Raw genomic sequence first — 21293 nt, 5'->3', positions numbered from 1 at the left:
CTCAGTCGTGCACGGGCCCGGCGCCCGCACGCCACCGCTGCCGGTCGCGCCCCTGCTCCTCGGCGAAGGCGACGGAGCCCAGCGCGTCCGGTGTCACCGCGTGGTCCGGGGCGATCGCCGGGCGGATCATTCCCCGGGAGTCGACCTCGAACCGCAGGTTCTCGCCGTTGTCGCCGTCGAGCGAGTCGCACTCCCAGATACCCACACCGTCGTCGGTCGCCCCCCGGCTGTCGAGGCACAGGTCGGGGTCGGCGAACGACTGGAGGGCGTCCCGGTCGGAGTCGACGCGCCAGCGCTGGGTGTCGCGCGAGGAACAGATGGCCGTGACGACGTCGGTGCCCTTCTCCAACTCACCCCGGATGTCCAGGCACAGGCCCGAGGCGACGTTCACCACCTGGGTGTAGGCGCCGTTCAGCGGTGGCCCGTACGGCAGCGACGGTGTCGCGCGGTCCGCCTTCGACGGACTCGGACTCGGACTCGGGCTCTTCGTCGGCTCGGGCGACTTCGGGGGCTTCGACGGCTTTTCGGTGCGCGAAGCGGTCGGGGACGGCGTCGGGCTCGACGGAACCGTCGGCGTCACACTGACCGGTGGCGGAACCGACGGCGTACCGCCGGAACCCGCCGCGTCCGGGGACGACGAGTCTCCCTGGCCCGAGAACACCAGGAACGCCAGCAGCGGCGCCAGCGCCACCCCCAGGGCCACCGCGGACAGCACGAGCCGACGTGACGGCGACCGCACGGCAGCCAGGGGCCCCGTCCCGGCCGCAGCGCCGGCCCCGGCCTCGGCTGCCACGCCGACTGCGGCCTCGCCTCCGGTCCCGCCCCTTGCCCCGGCCATCGCACCGACCCGGGCCTCAGCGCCCGCCCCGGCCACGGCACCGGTCCAGGCCTCGGCGCCCGCCCCGGCCACCGCCCGGTCCCGGCCGTCGGCGTCGGAGCCGACGCCCGGTTCTCCCCACGGCTCCGCCGCTGCCGGCGTCCATCCCCCCGCTCCGAAGCCTGCCCCGGCCCCCGCCCGTGTTCCCGTCCCGGCCCCGGCCCCCGGGTCCGCGAAATCCTCCGCCGCTTCCGCCCCGGCGCCCGCACGACCGCCGCCATGCGCACCCGGTCCGCCACGCCCACCCGGTCCGCCAAGCGGCCCCACCCCGCCGCGCGCGTAGGCCGTACCACCCCACGGCAGCAACCCCTCCGCGAGTGTCGCGCGCGGGTGGTCGCGCAGGGCGCACAGTTCCTCGTACGCGCCGGTGCAGTGTGTGCAGTGCGCCATATGGGCCTGCAGATCCACGCTGTGGCGGGGGTTGTCCGGGCGTACGGACTCCTCGATCAGCCGACGGAAGTCCTGGCAGCGCGGATCCTCCGAGGCGGCGAGGCGCACTCTGAGGCAGGCCTGGCGCAGGGCGCGGAGCGCGGGCTCCTGCCGGTACGCCACTTCGTCGGGGGTGAGGCCGAGGAGCACGGCCGTACGGTCGTCGGGCTCGCGCTCCACGGCGCCGTACCAGATGAGGCCCTGGGCGCGCGGCGGCAGGGATTGGAACGCCGCGAGCAGGGGCGGCGGGACGGGGCCGTCGGGGCCCGCCGTGTCGTAGGCGAGGCGGAGGGCGGGGGCCAGGCCGGACGCGTGGTCGTCCGCGGCCCAGGTGGCGGCCGCCCGGGCGGTCAGCAGGAGCAGGTGGTGGCGCCAGGGGACGGTCGGCTCGCTGCCGCGCGCCGTCTCCCGGGTGGCGACGGTGAACGCCTGGGTCGCCAACTGCCGTGCCGCGGACTCGCTCGCGGCGCACAGCCGCGCGTAGGCGAGGACCGACGGGTGGTGGCGTTCGCGGAGTTCCCGCAGAGCCGGATACGCGGTGGGCGAGTCGGCGCGTAACAGCGCGGTGAGCCGTGCGTCGGACGCGTCGCTCGGACGTGAGCCCGGCGCGCCGGTGTCCCGCTGGTCCTCATGGCTGTCGTCGTCGCCGGGGCGCTCGTCCCGAGCCCGAGTCATCCTCGTGCCTCCTCGACCCCCGTGTCCGCCCGTCGGCTCTGCATACCGATCAGTCTGGGCGCGTGACCATAGTGGCGGAAGGAGAACCGCGGGGAGGGTGTTTCTCGCGGTAAGGGGATACGGCAGGGGTCGGGCCGGCACCAGTTCGGCCGGGTACGCGAGGAGTGTCGCAACTCCTGCCGTACCCGGCCGACTTGCGCGCTGTCGCTGTCGCCGTCACCGAAGTCCTCGGTGTCGGCTCGCGCTCACTCCTCCAGCGTCAGTCCCTTGCGCAGCCGTACCAGCGTGCGGGACAGGAGCCGGGAGACATGCATCTGGGAGATGCCCAGTTCGTCCCCGATCTCGGACTGCGTCATATTGGCGACGAACCGCAAGGAGAGGATCTTCCGGTCGCGCGACGGCAGTTCGGCGATCAGCGGCTTCAGGGACTCGACGTACTCGATGCCTTCGAGGCCGTGGTCCTCGTAGCCGATCCGGTCCGCCAGCGCGCCCTCGGAGTCGTCCTCCTCGGGCTGGGCGTCCAGCGACGAGGCGGTGTACGCGTTCGACGCCGCCATGCCCTCGACGACCTCGTCGTTCGTCAGGCCGAGGCGCTCCGCCAACTCTCCCACTGTCGGAGCGCGATCGAACTTCTGAGCGAGTTCGTCACCGGCCTTGGCCAGGTCGAGCCGGAGTTCCTGAAGTCTGCGCGGGACCCGCACGGACCAGCTCGTGTCACGGAAGAACCGCTTGATCTCACCGACGATGGTCGGCATCGCGAAAGTGGGGAACTCGACGCCCCGGCTCAGTTCGAAGCGGTCGATCGCCTTGATCAGGCCGATCGTGCCGACCTGGATGATGTCCTCCATCGGCTCGCTGCGCGACCGGAAGCGGGAGGCGGCGAACTTCACCAGGGCCAGGTTGAGTTCGACCAGGGTGTTGCGGACGTACGAGTACTCGTACGTGCCTTCTTCGAGGGACTCCAGCCGCTCGAAGAGGGTCTTGGACAGGGCCCGTGCGTCCACCGGCCCCACCTCGTCGTACGGGGGGATCTCCGGAAGGTCGGCGAGCGCGTCGCCCGGATTGTGGGCGAGGTCGTCCGGGATCTCTTCCGGAGAGGGTGCCGACGTCGCCCTCTGGGTATGCGATTCGTCGAGCCGGGGTGACATGATGTCCTCCATCGTTCTCGGCATATGGCCGCCGATGCCAATACGTGCACTGCGGTGTGCGGCGCCTCCAAAGCCGGCCGTGTCGATTCGTGTCTCTACTAGCCCTACCCGGTTTCACGACGCCGTCGCAAGTGCCTACTGTGGCGAAATGTCCATTTGTGGGCGATTGTTCAGGTGTCGGGGAGTGTGGAGAAGGCGTAGTGTTCGAGGGCGAGTCAGCAGTCACGACGGTCGGGAGAGAGACGGCATGGACCGTGGGACGGTCGGCAGCGCACAGTCGGGCCGACTACGGGTCGAGGTGCGGGAAGAGGGCTCCAGCGCCGTCGTGACCCCGGCGGGTGAGCTCGATCACCACACCGCCGATCTGTTGCGTGAGCCACTCGAAAGCTGCCTGGAAAAGGGATTCACGCGCCTGGTGGTGGACTGCTCGCGTCTGGAGTTCTGCGACTCCACCGGGCTGAACGTCCTGCTGGGTGTCCGGCTCGGGGCGGAGGCCGCGGGCGGCGGAGTCCATCTGGCGGGAATGCTCCCGGCGGTGGCGCGGGTGTTCGAGATCACCGGGGCGGATGCGGTGTTCACCGTCCACGACACCCTTGCGGCGGCCTTGGGCGACTAGTGGTGGCCGACTGGCCGGCGGCACCCCGTCCCGGGCTGCCGCCGGCCAGTCGGCCGGACCGGTCTCGGCCCTCGGACCGGTCGCCCGCCTTCGTAGCCGTCCCCCAGGTGTCCCACCTCGAACGGCGGGTTGTTCGCGTCACAGGTTCTGTGCCGAAAACGTGGGTGTTCTGACGGTTCGCTCGGGCAGGAGACATCCTGAACATGTCGTCAGCGGCCCGGAAGCGGCTCGGTGACGGCGGCGCGGACGGGCGGCGGCGTGGACGGACGGGGGTTGGGCGGCGGCCCGGCGGCAACTCGGCAGAGCCGGCAGCGGCCGGCAGCGGCTCGGCAGTACGACGGAAGTACGGATGGCGCTACGGATGACAGCAGAAAACGGCACGTGCCGCGGGTCTTCGTCCCGCACCCTTGATAAGTCCTGAATCGTGAACTGGTGAATCGGTGAGGTGAAGCGCTGATGAGCACCACCCGGCCTTTCTCGCCGGGCGACCGCGGCCCGGAACCGGGTGCCGGCGGCGCTTCCGGGGCGCCAGGTGAGGACCCGCCCGCGGCACCCGCCGCGAGCCGTCAGTCCCGCCGGCTGAGCTTCGACGGCGAGAGCGGGGTGGTGCCGCTCGCCCGTGACTTCGCCCGGCAGGCGCTCTACGCGTGGGGGTGGTTGCCGGCCGCGACCGCGGATCAGCGGGCGGCGGCGGAGGATGTGCTGTTGGTGGTGTCCGAGTTGGTCACCAACGCGTGTCTCCACGCGGAGGGCCCGGCCGAGTTGTGGATCAGCTGCGACAACAAGGTGCTGCGGATCGAGGTGTCCGACCGGGGGGCGGGGAATCCCGCGCCGCGGACGCCGCATCGGGCTGGGCGGCCGGGGGGGCATGGGATGTTCATCGTGCAGCGGCTCTGTCTGGACTGGGGGGTTGTACGGGCTCCGGGGGCCGCTGGGAAGACGGTGTGGGCCGAGTTGGGGGCTCCGGCGTAGACGCTCCGCAGGGCAAGGCGAGAACCGCCGTGACGCAGACGGCCGTTCTCGGTCTGCGAGTCGTTCGTGGCCGAACGCGCCCACGCGACGGAGCCGCATAGGTAACAGCCCCGAGCCCCTCGAAAGCCGGGGCGCGCCTCCTCCACGAGAGCCGAACCTTCATCGGCACACATCCGACACTTGCGTGTGTCTTCCTTCTCCACGAGGCCCGGCGTACCTTGAGCGGCCGAATCTGATGTTCCGTCAGAATGTGGGGTGCCAAGGTGTCGTACCGGACGTACCAGAAACGAACCGCCGCGCTCGCGTCCCTCGCGGCCCTGGCCGGCTCGGCGGTGCTGATGGCCGCTCCGGTGGCCCATGCCGAGGTCGTGGACGTGGAGTACAACTGCAAGACACCGATCGGGGACAAGTCCGCGGTGTCGCCCATCGACATCAAGGGCGTCGAGAGCGGCGACGGCTACAAGATCACGATGTCGTGGCAGAAGGGCGTGTCGTCCAGCCCGGTCGAGCTGGGCAAGGGCGCGATGACGCCGAGCGCCACGATCGAGCTGGGCGGGGTCGACAGCGGGACGCTCACGGTGACCGGGCCCGCCAACCAAGAGGCGATTCCGGCCAATACGCCGATCAAGATCAATGATCTGAGCGGCACGTACACCCCGAAGGAGACCGGCAAGGTCGACTTCACCGCGGGCGTGCTCACCATCAAGGCCCTCGGAACGGTGACGACCTGCACGCCGGGCAACGATCCCGGGCCGTCGTTGACGCTCGACGTCACCGCCGCGGGCGGCAGCGCCTCGGGTGGTACCTCGGGTGATACGGGGGGCGGCTCGGACTCCGGCGGGTCCGGTGGGTCGGAGGGTGAACTTCCGCAGACCGGGCCCCTGGACTCGGCGGTCGCGCTCGGCACGCTCGGCGGCACGGTGCTGCTCGCCGGGGCGGCGGGGGTGCTGTGGGTGACCCGCAGGAATCAGGCCGTACGTCGCTGACGGGAGACGGGAGCGGTGACGTGATCGAAGGGCGGCGGCTCTCCGCGTCGGCGGTGGTGGTGTTCACGTTCGTGCTCGCACTGGTCGTGGTGCTCGTGGTGCCGTTCGCCGGTGGAGCCGCCCGGGCCGCGGAGAAGCCGACGGTGACGTTGTCCAAGTCACAGGCCGGGACCGGTGGTTCGGTCACCGTGACCGGCAGCGGCTGGCGGCCGAAGGCGATCCTGATGGTCTTGGTCTGTGGTCAGTCCGATCCGTCGCGGGGTGTGCCCGGCGGGACCGACTCCTGTGCCAACGCCGACGGGCGGGCCGTGACCGCCGACGGCAAGGGCGACTTCGAGCGGGAGTTGCCGGTGGCGGAGCCGCCGGTGCCGTGTCCGTGCGTCGTGCACGTCAGCACCATCACGGGTCCGAAGGCCGAGGCCGACGCGGTCCTCCAGGTCGCCGGGCACTCGGTCGAACCATTGCCCCAGGAGGCGACCGGCGGACGGCTCTCGCTCCTGACGGACGGTCGGCTGAAGGGTTCCAGCGGGCTGTTGACCTGGTTCGGGGCGCCGCCCGCCCGCGAACTGGTCTTCACCGTCGGCAACGTCGGTACCTCCTCGGTCGAGAACCCCGTCTTCCAGGTCGGCACCTCCCACGGCGTGTTCGCGCCGCAGTGGGAGGAACAGCGGTGGCACGGCACGATCCGGCCGGGCCGCGAGGCCCTCATCACCCTGCCCGTGGACCTCGCGGCCGGGGCCCACGGCGACTACACCGTCTCCCTCGAGTACGGCGGCAAGGTCCTCGCCGAACAGCCGTGGGGTGTGGGCCGCCCCTGGGGCGTCACCCTCTTCTGGCTGATGCTCTGCGCCGTCGTACCGGCCGCGCTGTTCCGGATCGGGATGGCGGTGGTGGACCGGGTTCGGCCGGGGCGTACGACGGCCGGACGACGAGGGCGGGGGCGGGGACGGGGGCGGAGGATGCCCGAACTCCCCGCGTGGGTACCAAAGTTGAGCACCTCGACCGCCGCACACGCGCAACCCCGTACGTCGTCCCGAACGCGTACGACCCCTACCCTGCCGTGGTTCACACCGGACACCGATCCGGGCGAGACCCGGGCCCCGCAGCTCTCCGCACGGCAGGAGGACACCTCCACGTGAGCGACGAGGAAGGGCCGCCGCACCCGGAGGTACGGCGGCCCTTCCCGCGCATCGTCCGGATCGTCCGGCGCCGGGATCAGTGGACGTCGCCCGTGAGGGCCCTGACCTTCTTGCGGTACATGTGGATCGCGAGGGCGGCGAGGGTGGCCTCGAAGGCGACCATTCCGGTGCCGCCGAGGTCGGAGCCGCCGACGGCGGGGTTGGTGAGCAGGCCGGTGACGGAGTCGCACGCGGTGACCGCGAGGAACCACACGCCCATCATCTGGCCGGCGTACTTGGCCGGGGCCGTCTTCGTCGTCACCGACAGGCCGACCGGGGAGAGGCGCAGCTCACCGACGGTCTGGATGAAGTAGATGCCCACCAGCCACATCGGGCTGGTCGGCGTGCCGCTCGCCGCCATGCCCAGCGGGATCAGGAAGAAGTAGAACGAGACGCCGACGAGCACCAGGGCCATCGCGAGCCTCACGGCCGTGCCGGGCTCCCTGCCCTGACGGCTCAGCCACAGCCAGAAGGTCGCGGGAAACGGAACGGCTTGAGATGCGAGTCACAGGTAATAAGAAGGGGACGTGATCGCTTATTCGAAGGTCATTCGTCCGTTCACGTCGTGTGGACGCAGGAGGCGGCCGCGGAGCGTGCGGCCCCGCGACGCCATGTTCACGGGATCGGCGCGCGATCCCCACCGGACCCGGGCGCCTTCTCCACGTACCGGCGCGGATCTTCACCGGGGCGGGACGAAACGCCCGCCGGAGTGGATCATGCCCCGGTGAAGTAAGAGAACCGTTGGACAAAGGTGTGAATCACGCTTGCCGATCACCCTCCACCTGCGGTTCTCGGCGGACTACCATCACTCCATGACCCGTGTACTGCTCGCCGAGGACGACGCGTCCATCTCGGAGCCGTTGGCTCGCGCACTGCGCCGGGAAGGGTACGAGGTGGAGGTCCGCGAGGACGGCCCCACCGCGCTGGACGCCGGAATGCAGGGCGGCGTCGATCTGGTCGTCCTGGATCTGGGGCTGCCCGGTATGGACGGCCTGGAGGTGGCCCGCCGGCTGCGCGCCGAGGGCCACGCCATCCCGATCCTCATCCTGACCGCGCGTGCCGACGAGGTGGACACCGTCGTCGGCCTCGACGCGGGCGCCGACGACTACGTCACCAAGCCCTTCCGGCTCGCCGAGCTGCTCGCCCGTGTCCGGGCCCTGCTCCGCCGCGGCGCCGCGGAGCCGGCGCAGCCGCCTGCCACCCACGGGGTGCGGATCGACGTCGAGTCGCACCGGGCGTGGATGGGGGACGAGGAGCTTCAGCTCACCGCCAAGGAGTTCGACCTGCTGCGGGTGCTCGTGCGCGACGCGGGGCGGGTCGTCACCCGTGACCAGCTGATGCGCGAGGTCTGGGACACGACGTGGTGGTCCTCGACGAAGACGCTCGACATGCACATCTCCTGGCTGCGGAAGAAGCTGGGCGACGACGCGGCGAATCCGCGGTACATCGCCACGGTGCGAGGGGTCGGGTTCCGCTTCGAGAAGAACTGACGCGCGGGGCGGGTGCCTGGTAGCTCGGGGGTTCGCGCTCCGGGCGGCCGCGCGTGGTTCGTGGCTGATCGCGCCCACGCGGCGGAGCCGCCTGTTGACGCGGCCCCGCGCCCCTTACGGGGCGGCCCTGACCCCGGGTGCCAGAACACCTGGGGGCACACTGGTCCACGTAAAACACCCCGCCCGCCCGGAGGGCAACCGTGCGTCGCCGTCTCATCCAGTCCACCCTCGCCGTCGTCCTCGTCGTCATCGCGGTCTTCGGCGTCTCCCTCGTCATCGTCGAGACCCGCACGATCAGCAACAGCGCCCAGGAACGCGTGGAGTCCGAGGCGGTCCAGCTGACGAGCATCGTGGACAGTCGGATCATCGGCGACGAACGCATCACCGCGGAGGTCCTCAGGGACCAGGTCGGCGACGAGCGCTACGCCCGCATCGAGATCCCCGGCCAGGCCGCGATCGAGATCGGCGAGAAGCCCGTCGGTGACGTCATCCGCCACGAGGCCAAGGGCGAGAAGGACGAGATCGTCACGGTCGAGGAGTCCCGCTCGGCGGTCAGCCGCGAGGTCGGCCGCACGCTGCTGATCATCGCGGCGGTCGCCCTGCTCGCCGTCATCGCCGCCGTCCTCCTCGCCGTACGCCAGGCCAACCGCCTCGCCTCCCCCCTCACGGACCTCGCCGAGACCGCCGAACGGCTCGGCTCCGGCGACCCGCGTCCCCGCCACAAGAGATACGGCGTCCCGGAGCTGGACCGGGTCGCGGACGTGCTGGACGCCTCCGCCGAGCGCATCGGCCGGATGCTGACCGCCGAGCGGCGCCTCGCGGCGGACGCGTCCCATCAGCTGCGTACGCCGCTGACCGCGCTGTCCATGCGGCTGGAGGAGATCACCCTCACCGACGACCTCGCCACGGTGAAGGAGGAGGCGCACATCGCGCTCACCCAGGTCGAACGCCTCACGGACGTCGTGGAGCGGCTCCTCACCAACTCCCGCGACCCCCGCAACGGCTCCGCCGTCTCCTTCGAGCTCGACGAGGTCATCAAGCAGCAGCTGGAGGAGTGGCGGCCGGCGTACCGCAGCGCCGGGCGGGCCATCGTCAGCTCGGGCAAGCGGCACCTGCAGGCCGTGGGTACGCCCGGCGCTGTCGCGCAGGTGCTGGCCGCGCTGATCGAGAACTCGCTCATGCACGGGGGCGGCACGGTGGCGTTGCGTACGCGCGTGACCGGGAACCAGGCGGTGATCGAGATCACGGACGAGGGGCCGGGCGTTCCCACCGACCTCGGGGCGCGGATCTTCGAGCGGGCGATCAGTGGGCGCAACTCGACGGGGATCGGGCTGGCCGTGGCGCGTGACCTCGCGGAGGCCGACGGCGGGCGGCTGGAGATGCTCCAGGCGCAGCCGCCGGTGTTCGGACTGTTCCTGTCGCGTACGCCGGTGACGGCCCCGTCCGGGGGAGAGGACCGGCCGGTTCGGTGATCGTCGCGGATGCGCCGTGGCACTGACGCCGTGGCGTGGCCGCGGGGCGTCTGGATCTAGGCGCCCTTGGACCGCTTCACCGTACCCCCGGTCAGCGCCGACGGGTGGCCGGCTTTCGCTTCGAGGAACGATTCCGCGCTGGCCACCGCCTCACGGGCCGGCAGGGCCCGGAACACCCATGTGCGGTACGACCAGAAGCGGAAGAGGGTCGCGACGCCGATGCCGAGGAACTTGAAGATGTTGGACTGGAGGGGGCTGTCCCAGCCGAAGCCGTAGGTGGCGACGTAGAGGACGCCGTTCTCGATCACCAGTCCGACCGCGCTGAACAGCAGGAAGAGCGACAGCTCCTTCGTACGGCCGCTCTTGTCACGGTCCCGGTACGTGAAGTAGCGGAAGCCGACGTAGTTGAAGGCGATGGCGACGACCGTGGCGATGACGCTCGCCCGCACGACCTGGAGGTCGGTGGTGTGCCGCACGAGGTTGAAGACGGCGAGGTTCACCAACAGCCCCGCACCGCCCACCGCGCCGAACTTGGCGACCTCCCGTACGAGCAGGTCGATCCGGCGTCGCAGGGCGCCGCGGGGCTTCGTATCAGGCCCCGACGTCGTACTTCCCATGTGTACAGCCCCCGTCACTCGGTCCGGTCGGTGTGGTGCCGGTGGTCAGCCGGTTGCTGTTCCGTCCGAAATGAGTTGATCTTCGGTCGAAAACCACTGGTTCAGCCATGCTAACCAGCGCCTCTTGGCAATGCCTGTGCAGAAGCTCACAGCGGCGGTACAGCGGCGGTACAGGGGTGGACCAGGGGGAAAAGGGCGGGGAAATCGGGCGGCCGGGAGTGGCCGATTCCGTGGCCGATACCCTGGGGGCGTGACGTTCCCGGTAGTCGGCATGGTCGGCGGGGGGCAGCTCGCTCGTATGACACACGAGGCGGGCATCCCGCTCGGCATCAGGTTCAAGCTCCTCAGTGACACCCCTCAGGATTCCGCGGCGCAGGTCGTCGGTGATGTCGTCATCGGCGACTACCGCGACCTCGACACGCTGCGTGCGTTCGCGCAGGGCTGTGACGTGATCACCTTCGATCACGAACACGTACCCACCGAGCACCTACGCGCCCTGGAGGCGGACGGCGTCCCCGTCCGCCCGGGGCCGGACGCGCTCCAGCACGCCCAGGACAAGGGGGTGATGCGCGCGAAGCTCGACGCGATCGGTGTGCCGTGCCCCCGGCACCGCATCGTCGCGGACCCCGACGACGTGGCCGCTTTCGCCGCCGAGGGTGAGGGCTTTCCGGTCATCCTCAAGACCGTCCGGGGCGGCTACGACGGCAAGGGGGTGTGGGTCGTCCGGTCGGTGGAGGACGCCGCCGAGCCCTTCCGCGCCGGTGTGCCGGTCCTGGCGGAGGAGAAGGTCGACTTCGTACGGGAGCTGGCCGCCAACGTCGTACGGTCGCCGCACGGCCAGGCCGTGGCGTACCCGGTCGTGGAGTCGCAGCAGGTGAACGGCGTCTGTGACACCGTCATCGCGCCCGCCCCCGACCTCGACCCGGCCCTCGCCCTCAAGGCCGAGGAACTGGCCCTGACCATCGCCAAGGAACTGGACGTGGTCGGCCACCTCGCCGTCGAGCTCTTCCAGACCCGCGACGGTCGCATCCTCGTCAACGAACTGGCCATGCGCCCCCACAACTCCGGTCACTGGAGCCAGGACGGCGCGATCACGTCGCAGTTCGCCAACCACGTACGAGCCGTCCTCGACCTGCCGCTCGGCGACCCGCGCCCGCGCGCCAAGTGGACCGTCATGGTCAACGTCCTCGGCGGCGACTACCCGGACATGTACTCCGCGTACCTGCACTGCATGGCCCGGGACCCCCAGCTCAAGATTCACATGTACGGCAAGGACGTGAAGCCCGGCCGCAAGGTCGGCCACGTCAACACCTACGGCGACGACCTCGACGACGTGCTGGAGCGCGCCCGTCACGCTGCCGGTTACCTGAGAGGCACGATCACCGAATGAGCCCGGTCGTAGGCATTGTCATGGGGTCGGACTCCGACTGGCCCGTCATGGAGGCAGCCGCGCAGGCCCTCGACGAGTTCGAGATCGAGTACGAGGTCGACGTCGTCTCGGCGCACCGGATGCCGCGCGAGATGATCGCGTACGGCGAGGAGGCCGCGGACCGGGGGATCAAGGTGATCATCGCGGGCGCGGGCGGTGCCGCGCACCTGCCGGGCATGCTCGCCTCCGTCACCCCCCTCCCTGTCATCGGTGTTCCCGTGCCGCTGAAGTACCTGGACGGCATGGACAGCCTGCTCTCGATCGTGCAGATGCCGGCCGGTGTGCCCGTCGCGACCGTCTCCGTCGCCGGGGCCCGCAACGCCGGTCTGCTGGCCGCGCGCATCCTGGCCACGCAGGACGAGGAACTTCTCGGGCGTATGCGGGAGTTCCAGCAGGAGCTGAACGACCAGGCCGCCGAGAAGGGCAAGCGCCTGCGCACCAAGGTCGAGGGAGCCGGCAACGGCTTCGGCTTCGGGAAGTAGACGTAACGGATGACGGGATGACGGGGGACATGGGTATGGCATCGCTGGAAGTAGCCCGGGAACTGCTGCGGGAGTTCCCGGTCGCGGACGGGCACAACGACCTGCCCTGGGCGCTGCGCGAGCAGGTCCGTTACGACCTGGACGCGCGGGACATCGCCACCGACCAGAGCGCCTATCTGCACACCGACCTGGCGCGGCTGCGCGCGGGCGGAGTCGGGGCGCAGTACTGGTCGGTGTATGTACCCTCACATGCCGCAGCTCGCCCGGGGGCCGTGCCCGCGACGCTCGAACAGATCGACTGCGTACGGCAGTTGATCGCCCGTTACCCGGCCGAGCTGCGGGCCGCGCTGACCGCCGCCGACATGGAGGCGGGCCGCGCCGAGGGTCGCGTCGCCTCCCTGATGGGCGCCGAGGGCGGCCACTCCATCGACAACTCCCTCGCCACCCTGCGGGCGTTGTACGCGCTCGGCGTCCGCTACATGACGCTCACCCACAACGACAACATCGCCTGGGCGGACTCCGCGACCGACGCCCCGGCGGTCGGCGGCCTGTCGGCCTTCGGCCGCGCGGTCGTCCGGGAGATGAACCGCGAGGGCATGCTCGTCGATCTCTCGCACGTGGCCGCGACGACGATGCGCGACGCACTCGACACGTCCGTGGCCCCGGTGATCTTCTCCCACTCCTCGTCGCGGGCCGTCTGCGACCACCCCCGCAACATCCCGGACGACGTCCTGGAGCGCCTGCCGGCCAACGGAGGCGTGGCGATGGTGACGTTCGTGCCGAAGTTCGTGCTCCAGGCCGCCGTCGACTGGACGGCCGCCGCCGACGAGAACATGCGCGCCCACGGCATGCACCACCTCGACACCACCCCCGAGGGGATGGCGGTCCACCGCGCCTTCGAGGAGCGGAACCCGCGCCCGACCGCCACGGCGTCCACGGTCGCGGACCACCTCGACCACATGCGCGAGGTCGCCGGCATCGACCACCTGGGAATCGGAGGCGACTACGACGGCACCGCGTTCACCCCGGACGGCCTGGACGACGTCTCCGGCTACCCGAACCTGATCGCCGAGCTCCTCGACCGCGGCTGGTCCCGGACCGACCTGGCCAAGCTGACCTGGCAGAACGCGGTACGGGTCCTGGGCGCGGCGGAGGACGTGGCCCGGGACCTCCAGAGCCGTACGGGCCCGTCGAACGCGACGCTGGAGCAGCTGGACGGGTGACACCGTGCGCCACCCGGGCGTCACCCGGATGGTGCACGGCGGCCCTCGCGCCGGCCGTACAACCCGAACGCCCCACCCACCAGGAAGGCGGGCGGCCCCCGTGCCACGGTGACCAGTACTGCGATCACCCAACGGCTAGGGAGGTCCGCCATGGCAGATCTGCAGGAGGAACTGCAAGCGGCGGGGGAGGCGGGGGGACTCGGCTCCCCGCTCACCACCGGTCCGAAGCGGAAGCCGGAACCGGGCGATCGGCCACCGGGCGCGGAGCCCATGACACCGGGCGACTGGACGACGTGGACGGCCGAGCCCGGGACCGCCGCACACCCCGAGGCCGGAACCGCCAAGCAGCCCGAAGCAGGGACGACCGCGCCCGCCACCGCCGAGCCCGGGGTCGCCGAGCCCCCCGATGAGCTGGCGCAGGCGCACACCTTCCTGGTCGCGCACCCCGTCGCCGACGGCTACAGCGGGCTGCCGTGGGTGCTGCGCCATCTGCCCTGGTACGACCTGGAACTGGGCGAGGGCGGCGTGGACACCGATGTGCCGAGGATGCGCAAGGGACACATCGGCGCGCTGTTCTGGTCGCTGCACCTGCCGGAGGGCATGACGGGCGACCGGGCGGTGGGCGCCACCCTGGAGCAGCTGGACCTCGTCCGGACGGTCGTCCAGTCCCACCCCGAGAGCCTGCGGCTCGTGTACGGCGCGGGGCAGACCACCGACGCCCGCAACTGTGGCCGCGTCGCCATCCTGCTCGGCCCCGCCGGAGCCCCCGCCCTCGACGACTCCCTGGGCACCCTGCGCGCCCTGCACGCCCTGGGCCTGAAGATCCTCACCCTCGCCGGTGTGTCCTGGGCGGGCGAGGCCGGGCTGACCAGGTTCGGCGAGGAGGTGGTCCGTGAGATGAACCGCATCGGTGTCCTCGCCGACGTCTCCGGAGCCTCCGAGGCGACCGTCCGCCGGACCGTCGCGGTCTCCCGCGCCCCGGTCCTGTGCACCCGCTCGGCGGCCCGCGCCCTGCGTCCCCACCCCGCCAACCTCCCGGACGACCTCCTCGCCGAGCTGGGTGAGGCCCAGGGGCTGTGCATGGTGCCGCTGACCGCCGAGCAGACCGGCCCGTCCATCCGCGACGTGGCCGACCACCTCGACCACGTCCGCGCGGTCGCCGGCCCCGCGTGTGTCGGCCTGGCCGGCACCTACGACTCGGGCGTCGCCCACCCCGCCAACCTCCCCGACGCCTCCTGCTACCCCCACCTCGTCGCCGAGCTGATACGCCGGGGCTGGTCGGCGGACGACCTCGCCCTCCTCACCTGGGGCAACGTCCAACGCGTCCTGCGCAGCGCCGACTTCACGGCGCGGGCGACCCAGGACCGCCGGGAGGCGTCGACGGCGAGGATAACGGAGCTGGACGGGTAGACCGAGGGGCCGCCGGGCGCCTCGGCAGGCGCGGAGTCAGCCGGCGCAGAGGCAGAACGGGTGCCCGGCGGGGTCGGCGTAGACCCGCCAGCTCCGCGAGTGGTCCTCGGCGTCCAGCGGCCGCGCCCCGAGCGCGAGCACGTCCTTCTCTGCCGCGTCCAGGTCCTCCACGGTCAGGTCCAGATGGAACTGCTGCGAGGCGTCGGGCGCGGGCCACTTCGGCGGTACGTACCCCTCGGCGGCCTGGAACGCCAGCGACTGCCCGCCCGGCACCTTCAGGTCCACCCAGTCCCCGTCGTCGTCCTCGACGGTTCCCCCCAGCACGCCGGCGTAGAAACCGGCGAGCGCGCGCGGATCGGGACAGTCCAGGACGACGACGCCCAGCTTGGCGACAGCCATGACTTCCTCCTTGAAATCGGTGGCACTCCACGGGTTACCCACCCGGGTCACATCACGCCATGGGTCACTCACCCGGGTTACCCCAACAAGGCGGGTAACCAGTAACCGTTACTGCATGCTGCCGCATAGGGGGTAACGTCGCAAGCGGAAAACGGAGGTACCGTCGCTGCCATGAGTGAGAGCGCGCCCGCACCCGATGGCCTCGCCCTGGTGGAGGCCCTGGTGAACACCCTCGATCTGGAGTCGGGCGCCGACGCCCTCGACACCGCCGAGGGCCGGGCCCCCTTCGGTATCGCGGAGGCGGAGCTGGCGGAGGTACGCGAGTTGCGCGAGTCGCTGCGCGCCGTGTGCCTGGCGCACGCGGGCCATCCGCCGCACCGCGCCGTGACACCGCTGGGGGAGCTGCTGGCGCGGGCGCCGCTGTACGTCGCCGTCGACGAGCGGGACGGCTCGGCGAGCCTCGCCCCCGCCGACGAGGGCCCGCTGCTCTCCCGCGTGGCGGCCGCCGTCGCGCACGCGCTGACCGCCGGTACCTGGCTCCGCCTCAAGGCATGCGAGCTGCCCGAGTGCCACTGGGCGTACTACGACCGCAGCCCGGCCGGCCGCCGCCGCTGGTGCTCGATGTCGGTCTGCGGGGCGCGCGTGAAGATGCGCCGGTACCGGGCGAAGCCTGAACGGACCTGACTCCGGGGGCGGGAGAGCGGTGGCCAGGGGTGACGGTTGTCATCCCGGATCTCCTTGGAAAGCGGTTCCCCGGGTGTGCGGAGGATGTGGAGAATGGGGGTGGGCGCCGGTCCGGCCGACTGAGCCTCGGCCGGACCGGCGCCCACCCTCGTCGCAGCGGTGTCCGACGAGCGCTCCCGCGACATCAATCCGGCCGGTCGATCCGGTCCGTGAATGCGGATCAGCGAATACGGACCAGGGGAATGGCGAGCGGATTCCCTGTGAATGCACATCTGTTGACCGTTTGTTGACCACCTCCCTTCCGGGGGTGCCCTCCCGTGAGAACGGTCGACATCGACCGCATCCCGCGTAATGCGATCGTGAAGAAGGCGAGCAGAAGGGACGTCGATTCCTTCACAATGCTCGAATTGAATGCGAATGCGCGAGGGTCAACTGCCCTTTGGACGCAGGCCTTTTATCGATCGGCGCCGCTGTCGCGGGACCCCGTGTCAGGCGGTCGGGCGCCCCATCGCCCGGTACTTCCAGCCCGCCCGCCGCCACAGCTCCGGGTCCAGCGCGTTGCGCCCGTCCAGCACGAGCCGCGTCGACGCCACCTCGCCCAGCGCCGCCGGGTCCAGCTCGCGGAACTCGCGCCACTCGGTCAGGTGCAGCACGATGTCGGCGCCCCGTACGGCGTCGAGCGCGGTGTCGGCGTACGCGAGCGTCGGGAAGAGCCGCCGGGCGTTGTTCATGCCCTTGGGGTCGTAGACGGTGACCTGGCCGCCCTGGAGATGGATCTGTCCGGCCACGTTGAGGGCGGGGGAGTCGCGTACGTCGTCGGAGTCCGGCTTGAAGGTGGCGCCGAGCACGGCGACCCGCTTGCCCAGGAAGGGGCCGCCGCCCAGTGCCTGCCGCGCCAGCTCCACCATCTGCCCGCGCTGGCGCATGTTGATGGAGTCGATCTCGCGCAGGAAGGTCAGCGCCTGGTCGGCGCCCAGCTCACCGGCGCGCGCCATGAACGCCCGGATGTCCTTCGGCAGGCAGCCACCGCCGAAGCCGATGCCGGCCCGCAGGAACTTCTTGCCGATCCGGTCGTCGTGTCCGATGGCCTCCGCCAGCATGGCGACATCGCCCCCGGCGGCCTCGCACATCTCGGCCATGGCGTTGATGAAGGAGATCTTGGTGGCGAGGAAGGAGTTCGCGGAGGTCTTCACCAGCTCGGCGGTCGGGAAGTCGGTGACGATGAAGGGCGAGCCCTCGCCGACCGGCGTCGCGTACACCTCCCGCAGCAGCTTCTCGGCCTTCTCGCTGCGCACGCCCACCACGATCCGGTCGGGGTGCAGCGTGTCGTTCACGGCGAAGCCCTCGCGCAGGAACTCCGGGTTCCAGGCCAGCTCGGCGTCCGCCCCGGCGGGCGCGTGCTCGGCGAGATAGGTGGCCAGCCGGTCGGCGGACCCCACGGGCACGGTCGACTTGCCGACGACGAGGGCCGGGCCCGTCAGGTGCGGGGCGAGCGAGGCGAAGGCCGCGTCGACGTACGACATGTCGCTGGCGTACTCGCCATGCCGCTGCGGGGTGTTCACACAGACGAAGTGGATGTCGCCGAAGGCCGCGACCTCGGCGTAGTCGGTCGTGAAGCGCAGCCGCCCGCTGGACCCCTCGATCCCGGCGACATGCTTGCGCAGCAGTTCCTCCAGGCCCGGCTCGTACATCGGGACCTCGCCCCGCCGGAGCATGTCGATCTTCTCTTCGACGACATCGAGTCCGAGCACCTCGAACCCCAGCTCGGCCATGGCCGCGGCGTGCGTCGCGCCGAGATAGCCGGTGCCGATCACGGTGATCTTGAGGGCCATGGGTGCTCCTGGGATGTTCGGCCGTGGGTGCGCTGCGAGTGCACGACAAGTGCGCTGCCTGAGCATAGTCGGGGCGTGTTCGAGCCCTTCACCGGGCAGTTTTCTCCTTGGCCCTCTCCCTGTCGTCAAGCTCACGTATCACTCGCGTGGCCGGACCTCTAAAATTGGGTTACTTAACGGTAGTTAGCGTCAGGAGCGTGAGAGACCTTGGCCGGATCGGCTGATTTCGACCTGTACCGCCCGTCCGAGGAGCACGACATGCTCCGCGACGCGATCCGTTCCCTCGCCGAGGCGAAGATCGCGCCCTACGCGGCCGCCGTTGACGAGGAGGCCCGCTTCCCGCAGGAGGCGCTCGACGCGCTGGTCGCCAACGACCTGCACGCCGTGCACGTGCCCGAGGAGTACGGCGGCGGCGGCGCCGACGCGCTCGCCACGGTCATCGTGATCGAGGAGGTGGCCCGCGCCTGCGTCTCCTCCTCCCTCATCCCGGCCGTCAACAAGCTCGGCTCGCTCCCGGTGATCCTCTCCGGCTCCGAGGAGCTGAAGAAGAAGTACCTGGGCCCGCTCGCCAAGGGCGACGCGATGTTCTCGTACTGCCTCTCCGAGCCGGACGCCGGCTCCGACGCGGCCGGCATGAAGACCCGCGCGGTCCGCGACGGCGACCACTACATCCTCAACGGCGTGAAGCGCTGGATCACCAACGCGGGCGTCTCCGACTACTACACGGTCATGGCGGTCACCGACCCCACCAAGCGCTCCAAGGGCATCTCCGCCTTCGTCGTCGAGAAGTCCGACGAGGGCGTCTCCTTCGGCGCCCCGGAGAAGAAGCTCGGCATCAAGGGCTCCCCCACCCGCGAGGTCTACCTCGACAACGTCCGCATACCTGCCGACCGCATGATCGGCGAGGAGGGCACCGGCTTCGCCACGGCGATGCAGACCCTGGACCACACCCGCATCACCATCGCCGCCCAGGCCCTCGGCGTCGCCCAGGGCGCCCTCGACTACGCCAAGGGCTATGTCCAGGAGCGCAAGCAGTTCGGCAAGCCGATCGCCGACTTCCAGGGCATCCAGTTCATGCTCGCCGACATGGCCATGAAGATCGAGGCCGCCCGCGCCCTGACGTACCAGGCGGCGGCGAAGTCCGAACGCGGCGACAAGGACCTCACCTTCCAGGGCGCCGCCGCCAAGTGCTTCGCCTCCGACGTCGCCATGGAGGTCACCACCGACGCCGTCCAGCTCCTCGGCGGCTACGGCTACACCCGCGACTACCCGGTCGAGCGCATGATGCGCGACGCCAAGATCACCCAGATTTATGAGGGCACGAATCAAGTGCAGCGCATCGTCATGGCCCGCAACCTGCCGTAAACCCTTCGGCGCCCCGGACACGGCCCCCGGCACCCCGCCGGGGGCCGTTGTCGTGCGGGACGTATACGGCGGATTGTTTCCGTCCGCCCGATGGCGGACGGGGGCGGGGAGGCGTAGGACGGAAGGGCACGGGGTCCGCCCCGGACCCCGCTTCCACCACCCCCAGGAGGAGCCATGACGCAGCAGCAGGCCGGAAGCATGCCCGCGATGAGCAAGGAGATGCAGGACTGCGTCAACGCCTGTATGACGTGCCACAGCGTGTGCGAGGAGACCATGAGCTCCTGCATGCAGGCCGGCGGCCAGGCCCGGATGCAGATCATGCGCGCGCTGATGGACTGCGCCGAGATGACCCGCATGTGCGCGGACATGATGATGCGCCGCTCGCCGCTGTCCGCCGAGATGTGCGCGATGTGCGCCCGCGCCTGTGACATGTGCGCCGAGGCGTGTATGACCATGCCGGACGACCAGCAGATGACGCGCTGTGCGGAGGCGTGTCGCCGCTGCTCCGAGACGTGCCGGACGATGGCGGGCGCGACCGCCTGATCCGCCGTACGACTCCGCGTACGACTGAGGGGCACCCCGTCACGGGATGCCCCTCGGCCAGGTGGTGCGGGTCAGGTGCTCGACACCGTCACCGTCTCGTCGTTCTTCAACTGCTCCACCAGCTGCTTCACCTTCGCGGTGTCCCACTGGAGGTTGCCGTTGGCCGAGTTGCCCGAGATCGGTATGTTCATCGACTTGCCGTCGCCGCCCGTCACGCCCTTCATCGCCCAGAACATGTCGGCCAGGTCGTACAGGCCCATGTCCTTGTCGACGATCAGGGTGTCCAGACCCGAGCTCATCGTCGGGTACAGCTTGAACGGGTTCAGCACCGTGCTCGGCGTCGCCGTCTGACTGGCGAGGGCCGAGAGGAACTTCTGCTGGTTCTTCGTACGGTCCAGGTCGCTGCCCGCGAGGGCGTAGCGGGTCCGGACGAAGGCGAGGGCCTGCTCGCCGTTCAGGGTCTGCTTGCCCGCCTCGAAGTCGGCACCGGACTTGGTGTCCTTCATGCCGCCCTTGGGAATCTCGATCTCCACCCCGCCGACCGCGTCGACGATGTTCGCGAAGCCCGCGAAGCCGATCTCCACGTAGTGGTCGATATGCAGGCCGGTGTTGGCCTCGACGGTGCGGACCAGCAGCTCGGGGCCGTCCTCCGCGTACGCCGCGTTCAGCTTCACCTGGCGGCCGGTGCCCGGGAAGGTCTTGCCGGACTCGGAACCGACGAACGTCGGTATCTCCACGTTCGAGTCACGGGGCAGCGAGATCAGCGTCGGACCGTTCGAACCGGTGTGCAGGATCATCATCGAGTCCGTGCGCTTGCCGTCGGCGGACCCGGTGTGGAGCTCCTTCTTCTGCTCGTCGGACAGGCCCTCGCGGCTGTCGGAGCCGACGATCAGGTAGTTGGTGCCCTCGCCCGCCTCCGGCCGCTCGATGACCTTCGACAGGTCGACCTCGCGGTTCAGCTTGGAGTCGGCCCAGAAGTACGTGCCGATCGTCGTCGCGAGCAGCACCACGGTGGCCGTGATAGCCGTCACCTTGATACGACGCCGCCAGTTCGGCGCCGGCCGGTCACCCCGGCCGCCGTGGTCGGCGGGACCGCCCGGACCGCCGGAGCCGTACACCTGGCCGGTGTTGTAGTCGCTGTCGTACCCGCCGCCGTACTGGTCGGGTCCGTTGCCGTAGCCGTCACCGTACTGATCGCCGTACGACGGCTGCTGGGGCACACCTCCCTGAGGGGGTGCCGACGGGCCGCGACGGACCTGGCGCATCACACGCGCCCCGTCGGGCTGTGCGCTCGCGCTGCCGTGTCCGTACCCGCCGCCGCGGTTGTTGCCGGACCATCCCTCGGGCCAATCGTTCATGCGGTCCAGTGTGCAGGGTCCAGCTGTGGCGTTTACAAGGGTCGATGAAAAACAAAGGCAGGGCTGTTGCCAAGCTGACACAAATCGCACGCGTGTGGGAGAGCTGGT

Annotated in this window: 19 protein-coding genes and 1 pseudogene; 13 read left to right on the top strand and 7 right to left on the bottom strand. The window is 70.5% G+C overall.

Annotated elements, in window-relative coordinates; genetic code table 11:
* Position 1: 1 nt before the first annotated feature.
* Complete coding sequence (locus tag JIX55_RS21400; RefSeq protein WP_257564906.1) at positions 2-1981, bottom strand: RICIN domain-containing protein; 1980 nt, start codon at positions 1979-1981, stop codon at positions 2-4.
* Positions 1982-2226: 245 nt separating this feature from the next.
* Complete coding sequence (locus JIX55_RS21395) at positions 2227-3129, bottom strand: RNA polymerase sigma factor SigF (RefSeq protein WP_257564905.1); 903 nt, start codon at positions 3127-3129, stop codon at positions 2227-2229.
* A 247-nt stretch (positions 3130-3376) separates the two neighbouring features.
* On the opposite strand from JIX55_RS21395, the gene JIX55_RS21390 reads away from it, so the two are divergent.
* From JIX55_RS21390 to JIX55_RS21375, 4 genes are all read left to right on the top strand, one after another.
* Complete coding sequence (locus JIX55_RS21390; protein ID WP_257564904.1) at positions 3377-3745, top strand: STAS domain-containing protein; 369 nt, start codon at positions 3377-3379, stop codon at positions 3743-3745.
* Between the two features lie 456 nt (positions 3746-4201).
* Positions 4202-4717: an ATP-binding protein gene (locus JIX55_RS21385; RefSeq protein WP_257564903.1), complete on the top strand. Its 516-nt coding sequence runs from the start codon at positions 4202-4204 to the stop codon at positions 4715-4717.
* A gap of 248 nt (positions 4718-4965) precedes the next feature.
* On the top strand, positions 4966-5703 hold the full coding sequence (locus JIX55_RS21380; protein WP_257564902.1) for an LPXTG cell wall anchor domain-containing protein: 738 nt from the start codon (positions 4966-4968) through the stop codon (positions 5701-5703).
* Between the two features lie 20 nt (positions 5704-5723).
* Complete coding sequence (locus tag JIX55_RS21375) at positions 5724-6842, top strand: hypothetical protein (RefSeq protein WP_443046489.1); 1119 nt, start codon at positions 5724-5726, stop codon at positions 6840-6842.
* Between the two features lie 76 nt (positions 6843-6918).
* On the opposite strand, the pseudogene JIX55_RS21370 reads toward JIX55_RS21375, so the two are convergent.
* Positions 6919-7368 (bottom strand): annotated as a pseudogene (locus JIX55_RS21370) (oligopeptide:H+ symporter); the annotation flags it as partial.
* A 325-nt stretch (positions 7369-7693) separates the two neighbouring features.
* Between JIX55_RS21370 and JIX55_RS21365 the strand changes: the two are divergent.
* Positions 7694-8371 carry a response regulator transcription factor gene (locus JIX55_RS21365; RefSeq protein ID WP_239754987.1) on the top strand — a complete coding sequence of 226 codons (678 nt, stop codon included), beginning with the start codon at positions 7694-7696 and terminating at the stop codon, positions 8369-8371.
* Positions 8372-8571: 200 nt separating this feature from the next.
* Entirely contained in the window at positions 8572-9843 is a 1272-nt protein-coding gene (locus JIX55_RS21360; protein ID WP_257564901.1) for an ATP-binding protein, read from the top strand.
* Between the two features lie 56 nt (positions 9844-9899).
* Here the strand turns inward: JIX55_RS21360 and JIX55_RS21355 are convergent, their stop codons facing one another.
* Positions 9900-10460 carry a GtrA family protein gene (locus JIX55_RS21355; protein ID WP_257564900.1) on the bottom strand — a complete coding sequence of 187 codons (561 nt, stop codon included), beginning with the start codon at positions 10458-10460 and terminating at the stop codon, positions 9900-9902.
* 250 nt (positions 10461-10710) lie between these two features.
* Here JIX55_RS21355 and JIX55_RS21350 point away from each other — a divergent pair, with 250 nt between their 5' ends.
* The 4 genes from JIX55_RS21350 to JIX55_RS21335 all read left to right on the top strand — a co-directional run bounded on the left by JIX55_RS21350 (position 10711) and on the right by JIX55_RS21335 (position 15004).
* The gene (locus tag JIX55_RS21350; protein WP_257564899.1) at positions 10711-11850 is read left to right on the top strand and encodes a 5-(carboxyamino)imidazole ribonucleotide synthase; all 1140 of its coding nucleotides are present in this window, start codon (positions 10711-10713) and stop codon (positions 11848-11850) included.
* Positions 11847-12371 (top strand): 5-(carboxyamino)imidazole ribonucleotide mutase, encoded by a 525-nt coding sequence (gene purE, locus JIX55_RS21345; protein ID WP_257564898.1) that lies wholly within the window; start codon positions 11847-11849, stop codon positions 12369-12371. The genes JIX55_RS21350 and purE overlap by 4 nt, the downstream gene beginning before the upstream one ends.
* 35 nt (positions 12372-12406) lie before the next feature.
* The gene (locus tag JIX55_RS21340) at positions 12407-13594 is read left to right on the top strand and encodes a dipeptidase (protein ID WP_257569420.1); all 1188 of its coding nucleotides are present in this window, start codon (positions 12407-12409) and stop codon (positions 13592-13594) included.
* 150 nt (positions 13595-13744) lie between these two features.
* Positions 13745-15004, top strand: coding sequence for a dipeptidase (locus tag JIX55_RS21335; protein ID WP_257564897.1), 1260 nt, complete (start codon positions 13745-13747; stop codon positions 15002-15004).
* Between the two features lie 36 nt (positions 15005-15040).
* Here JIX55_RS21335 and JIX55_RS21330 read toward each other — a convergent pair whose 3' ends face one another.
* Entirely contained in the window at positions 15041-15403 is a 363-nt protein-coding gene (locus JIX55_RS21330) for a VOC family protein (RefSeq protein WP_257564896.1), read from the bottom strand.
* A 171-nt stretch (positions 15404-15574) separates the two neighbouring features.
* On the opposite strand from JIX55_RS21330, the gene JIX55_RS21325 reads away from it, so the two are divergent.
* The gene (locus tag JIX55_RS21325; RefSeq protein ID WP_257564895.1) at positions 15575-16087 is read left to right on the top strand and encodes a CGNR zinc finger domain-containing protein; all 513 of its coding nucleotides are present in this window, start codon (positions 15575-15577) and stop codon (positions 16085-16087) included.
* A gap of 488 nt (positions 16088-16575) precedes the next feature.
* Here JIX55_RS21325 and JIX55_RS21320 read toward each other — a convergent pair whose 3' ends face one another.
* On the bottom strand, positions 16576-17919 hold the full coding sequence (locus JIX55_RS21320; protein WP_257564894.1) for a UDP-glucose dehydrogenase family protein: 1344 nt from the start codon (positions 17917-17919) through the stop codon (positions 16576-16578).
* Between the two features lie 207 nt (positions 17920-18126).
* On the opposite strand from JIX55_RS21320, the gene JIX55_RS21315 reads away from it, so the two are divergent.
* Both JIX55_RS21315 and JIX55_RS21310 read left to right on the top strand, forming a co-directional pair.
* A complete protein-coding gene (locus JIX55_RS21315; RefSeq protein WP_257564893.1) occupies positions 18127-19284 on the top strand; it encodes an acyl-CoA dehydrogenase in 1158 nt (385 codons plus the stop codon).
* A 174-nt stretch (positions 19285-19458) separates the two neighbouring features.
* Entirely contained in the window at positions 19459-19827 is a 369-nt protein-coding gene (locus JIX55_RS21310; RefSeq protein ID WP_257564892.1) for a four-helix bundle copper-binding protein, read from the top strand.
* 71 nt (positions 19828-19898) lie between these two features.
* On the opposite strand, the gene JIX55_RS21305 is transcribed toward JIX55_RS21310, so the two are convergent.
* Positions 19899-21185 carry an LCP family protein gene (locus tag JIX55_RS21305; RefSeq protein ID WP_257564891.1) on the bottom strand — a complete coding sequence of 429 codons (1287 nt, stop codon included), beginning with the start codon at positions 21183-21185 and terminating at the stop codon, positions 19899-19901.
* Positions 21186-21293 lie beyond the last annotated feature (108 nt).

The organism is Streptomyces sp. DSM 40750, assembly GCF_024612035.1.
Taxonomy (GTDB): Bacteria; Actinomycetota; Actinomycetes; order Streptomycetales; family Streptomycetaceae; genus Streptomyces.
The sequence above is the reverse complement of the archived record's forward strand: the minus strand, read 5'-3'. Positions and strand labels throughout refer to the sequence as shown.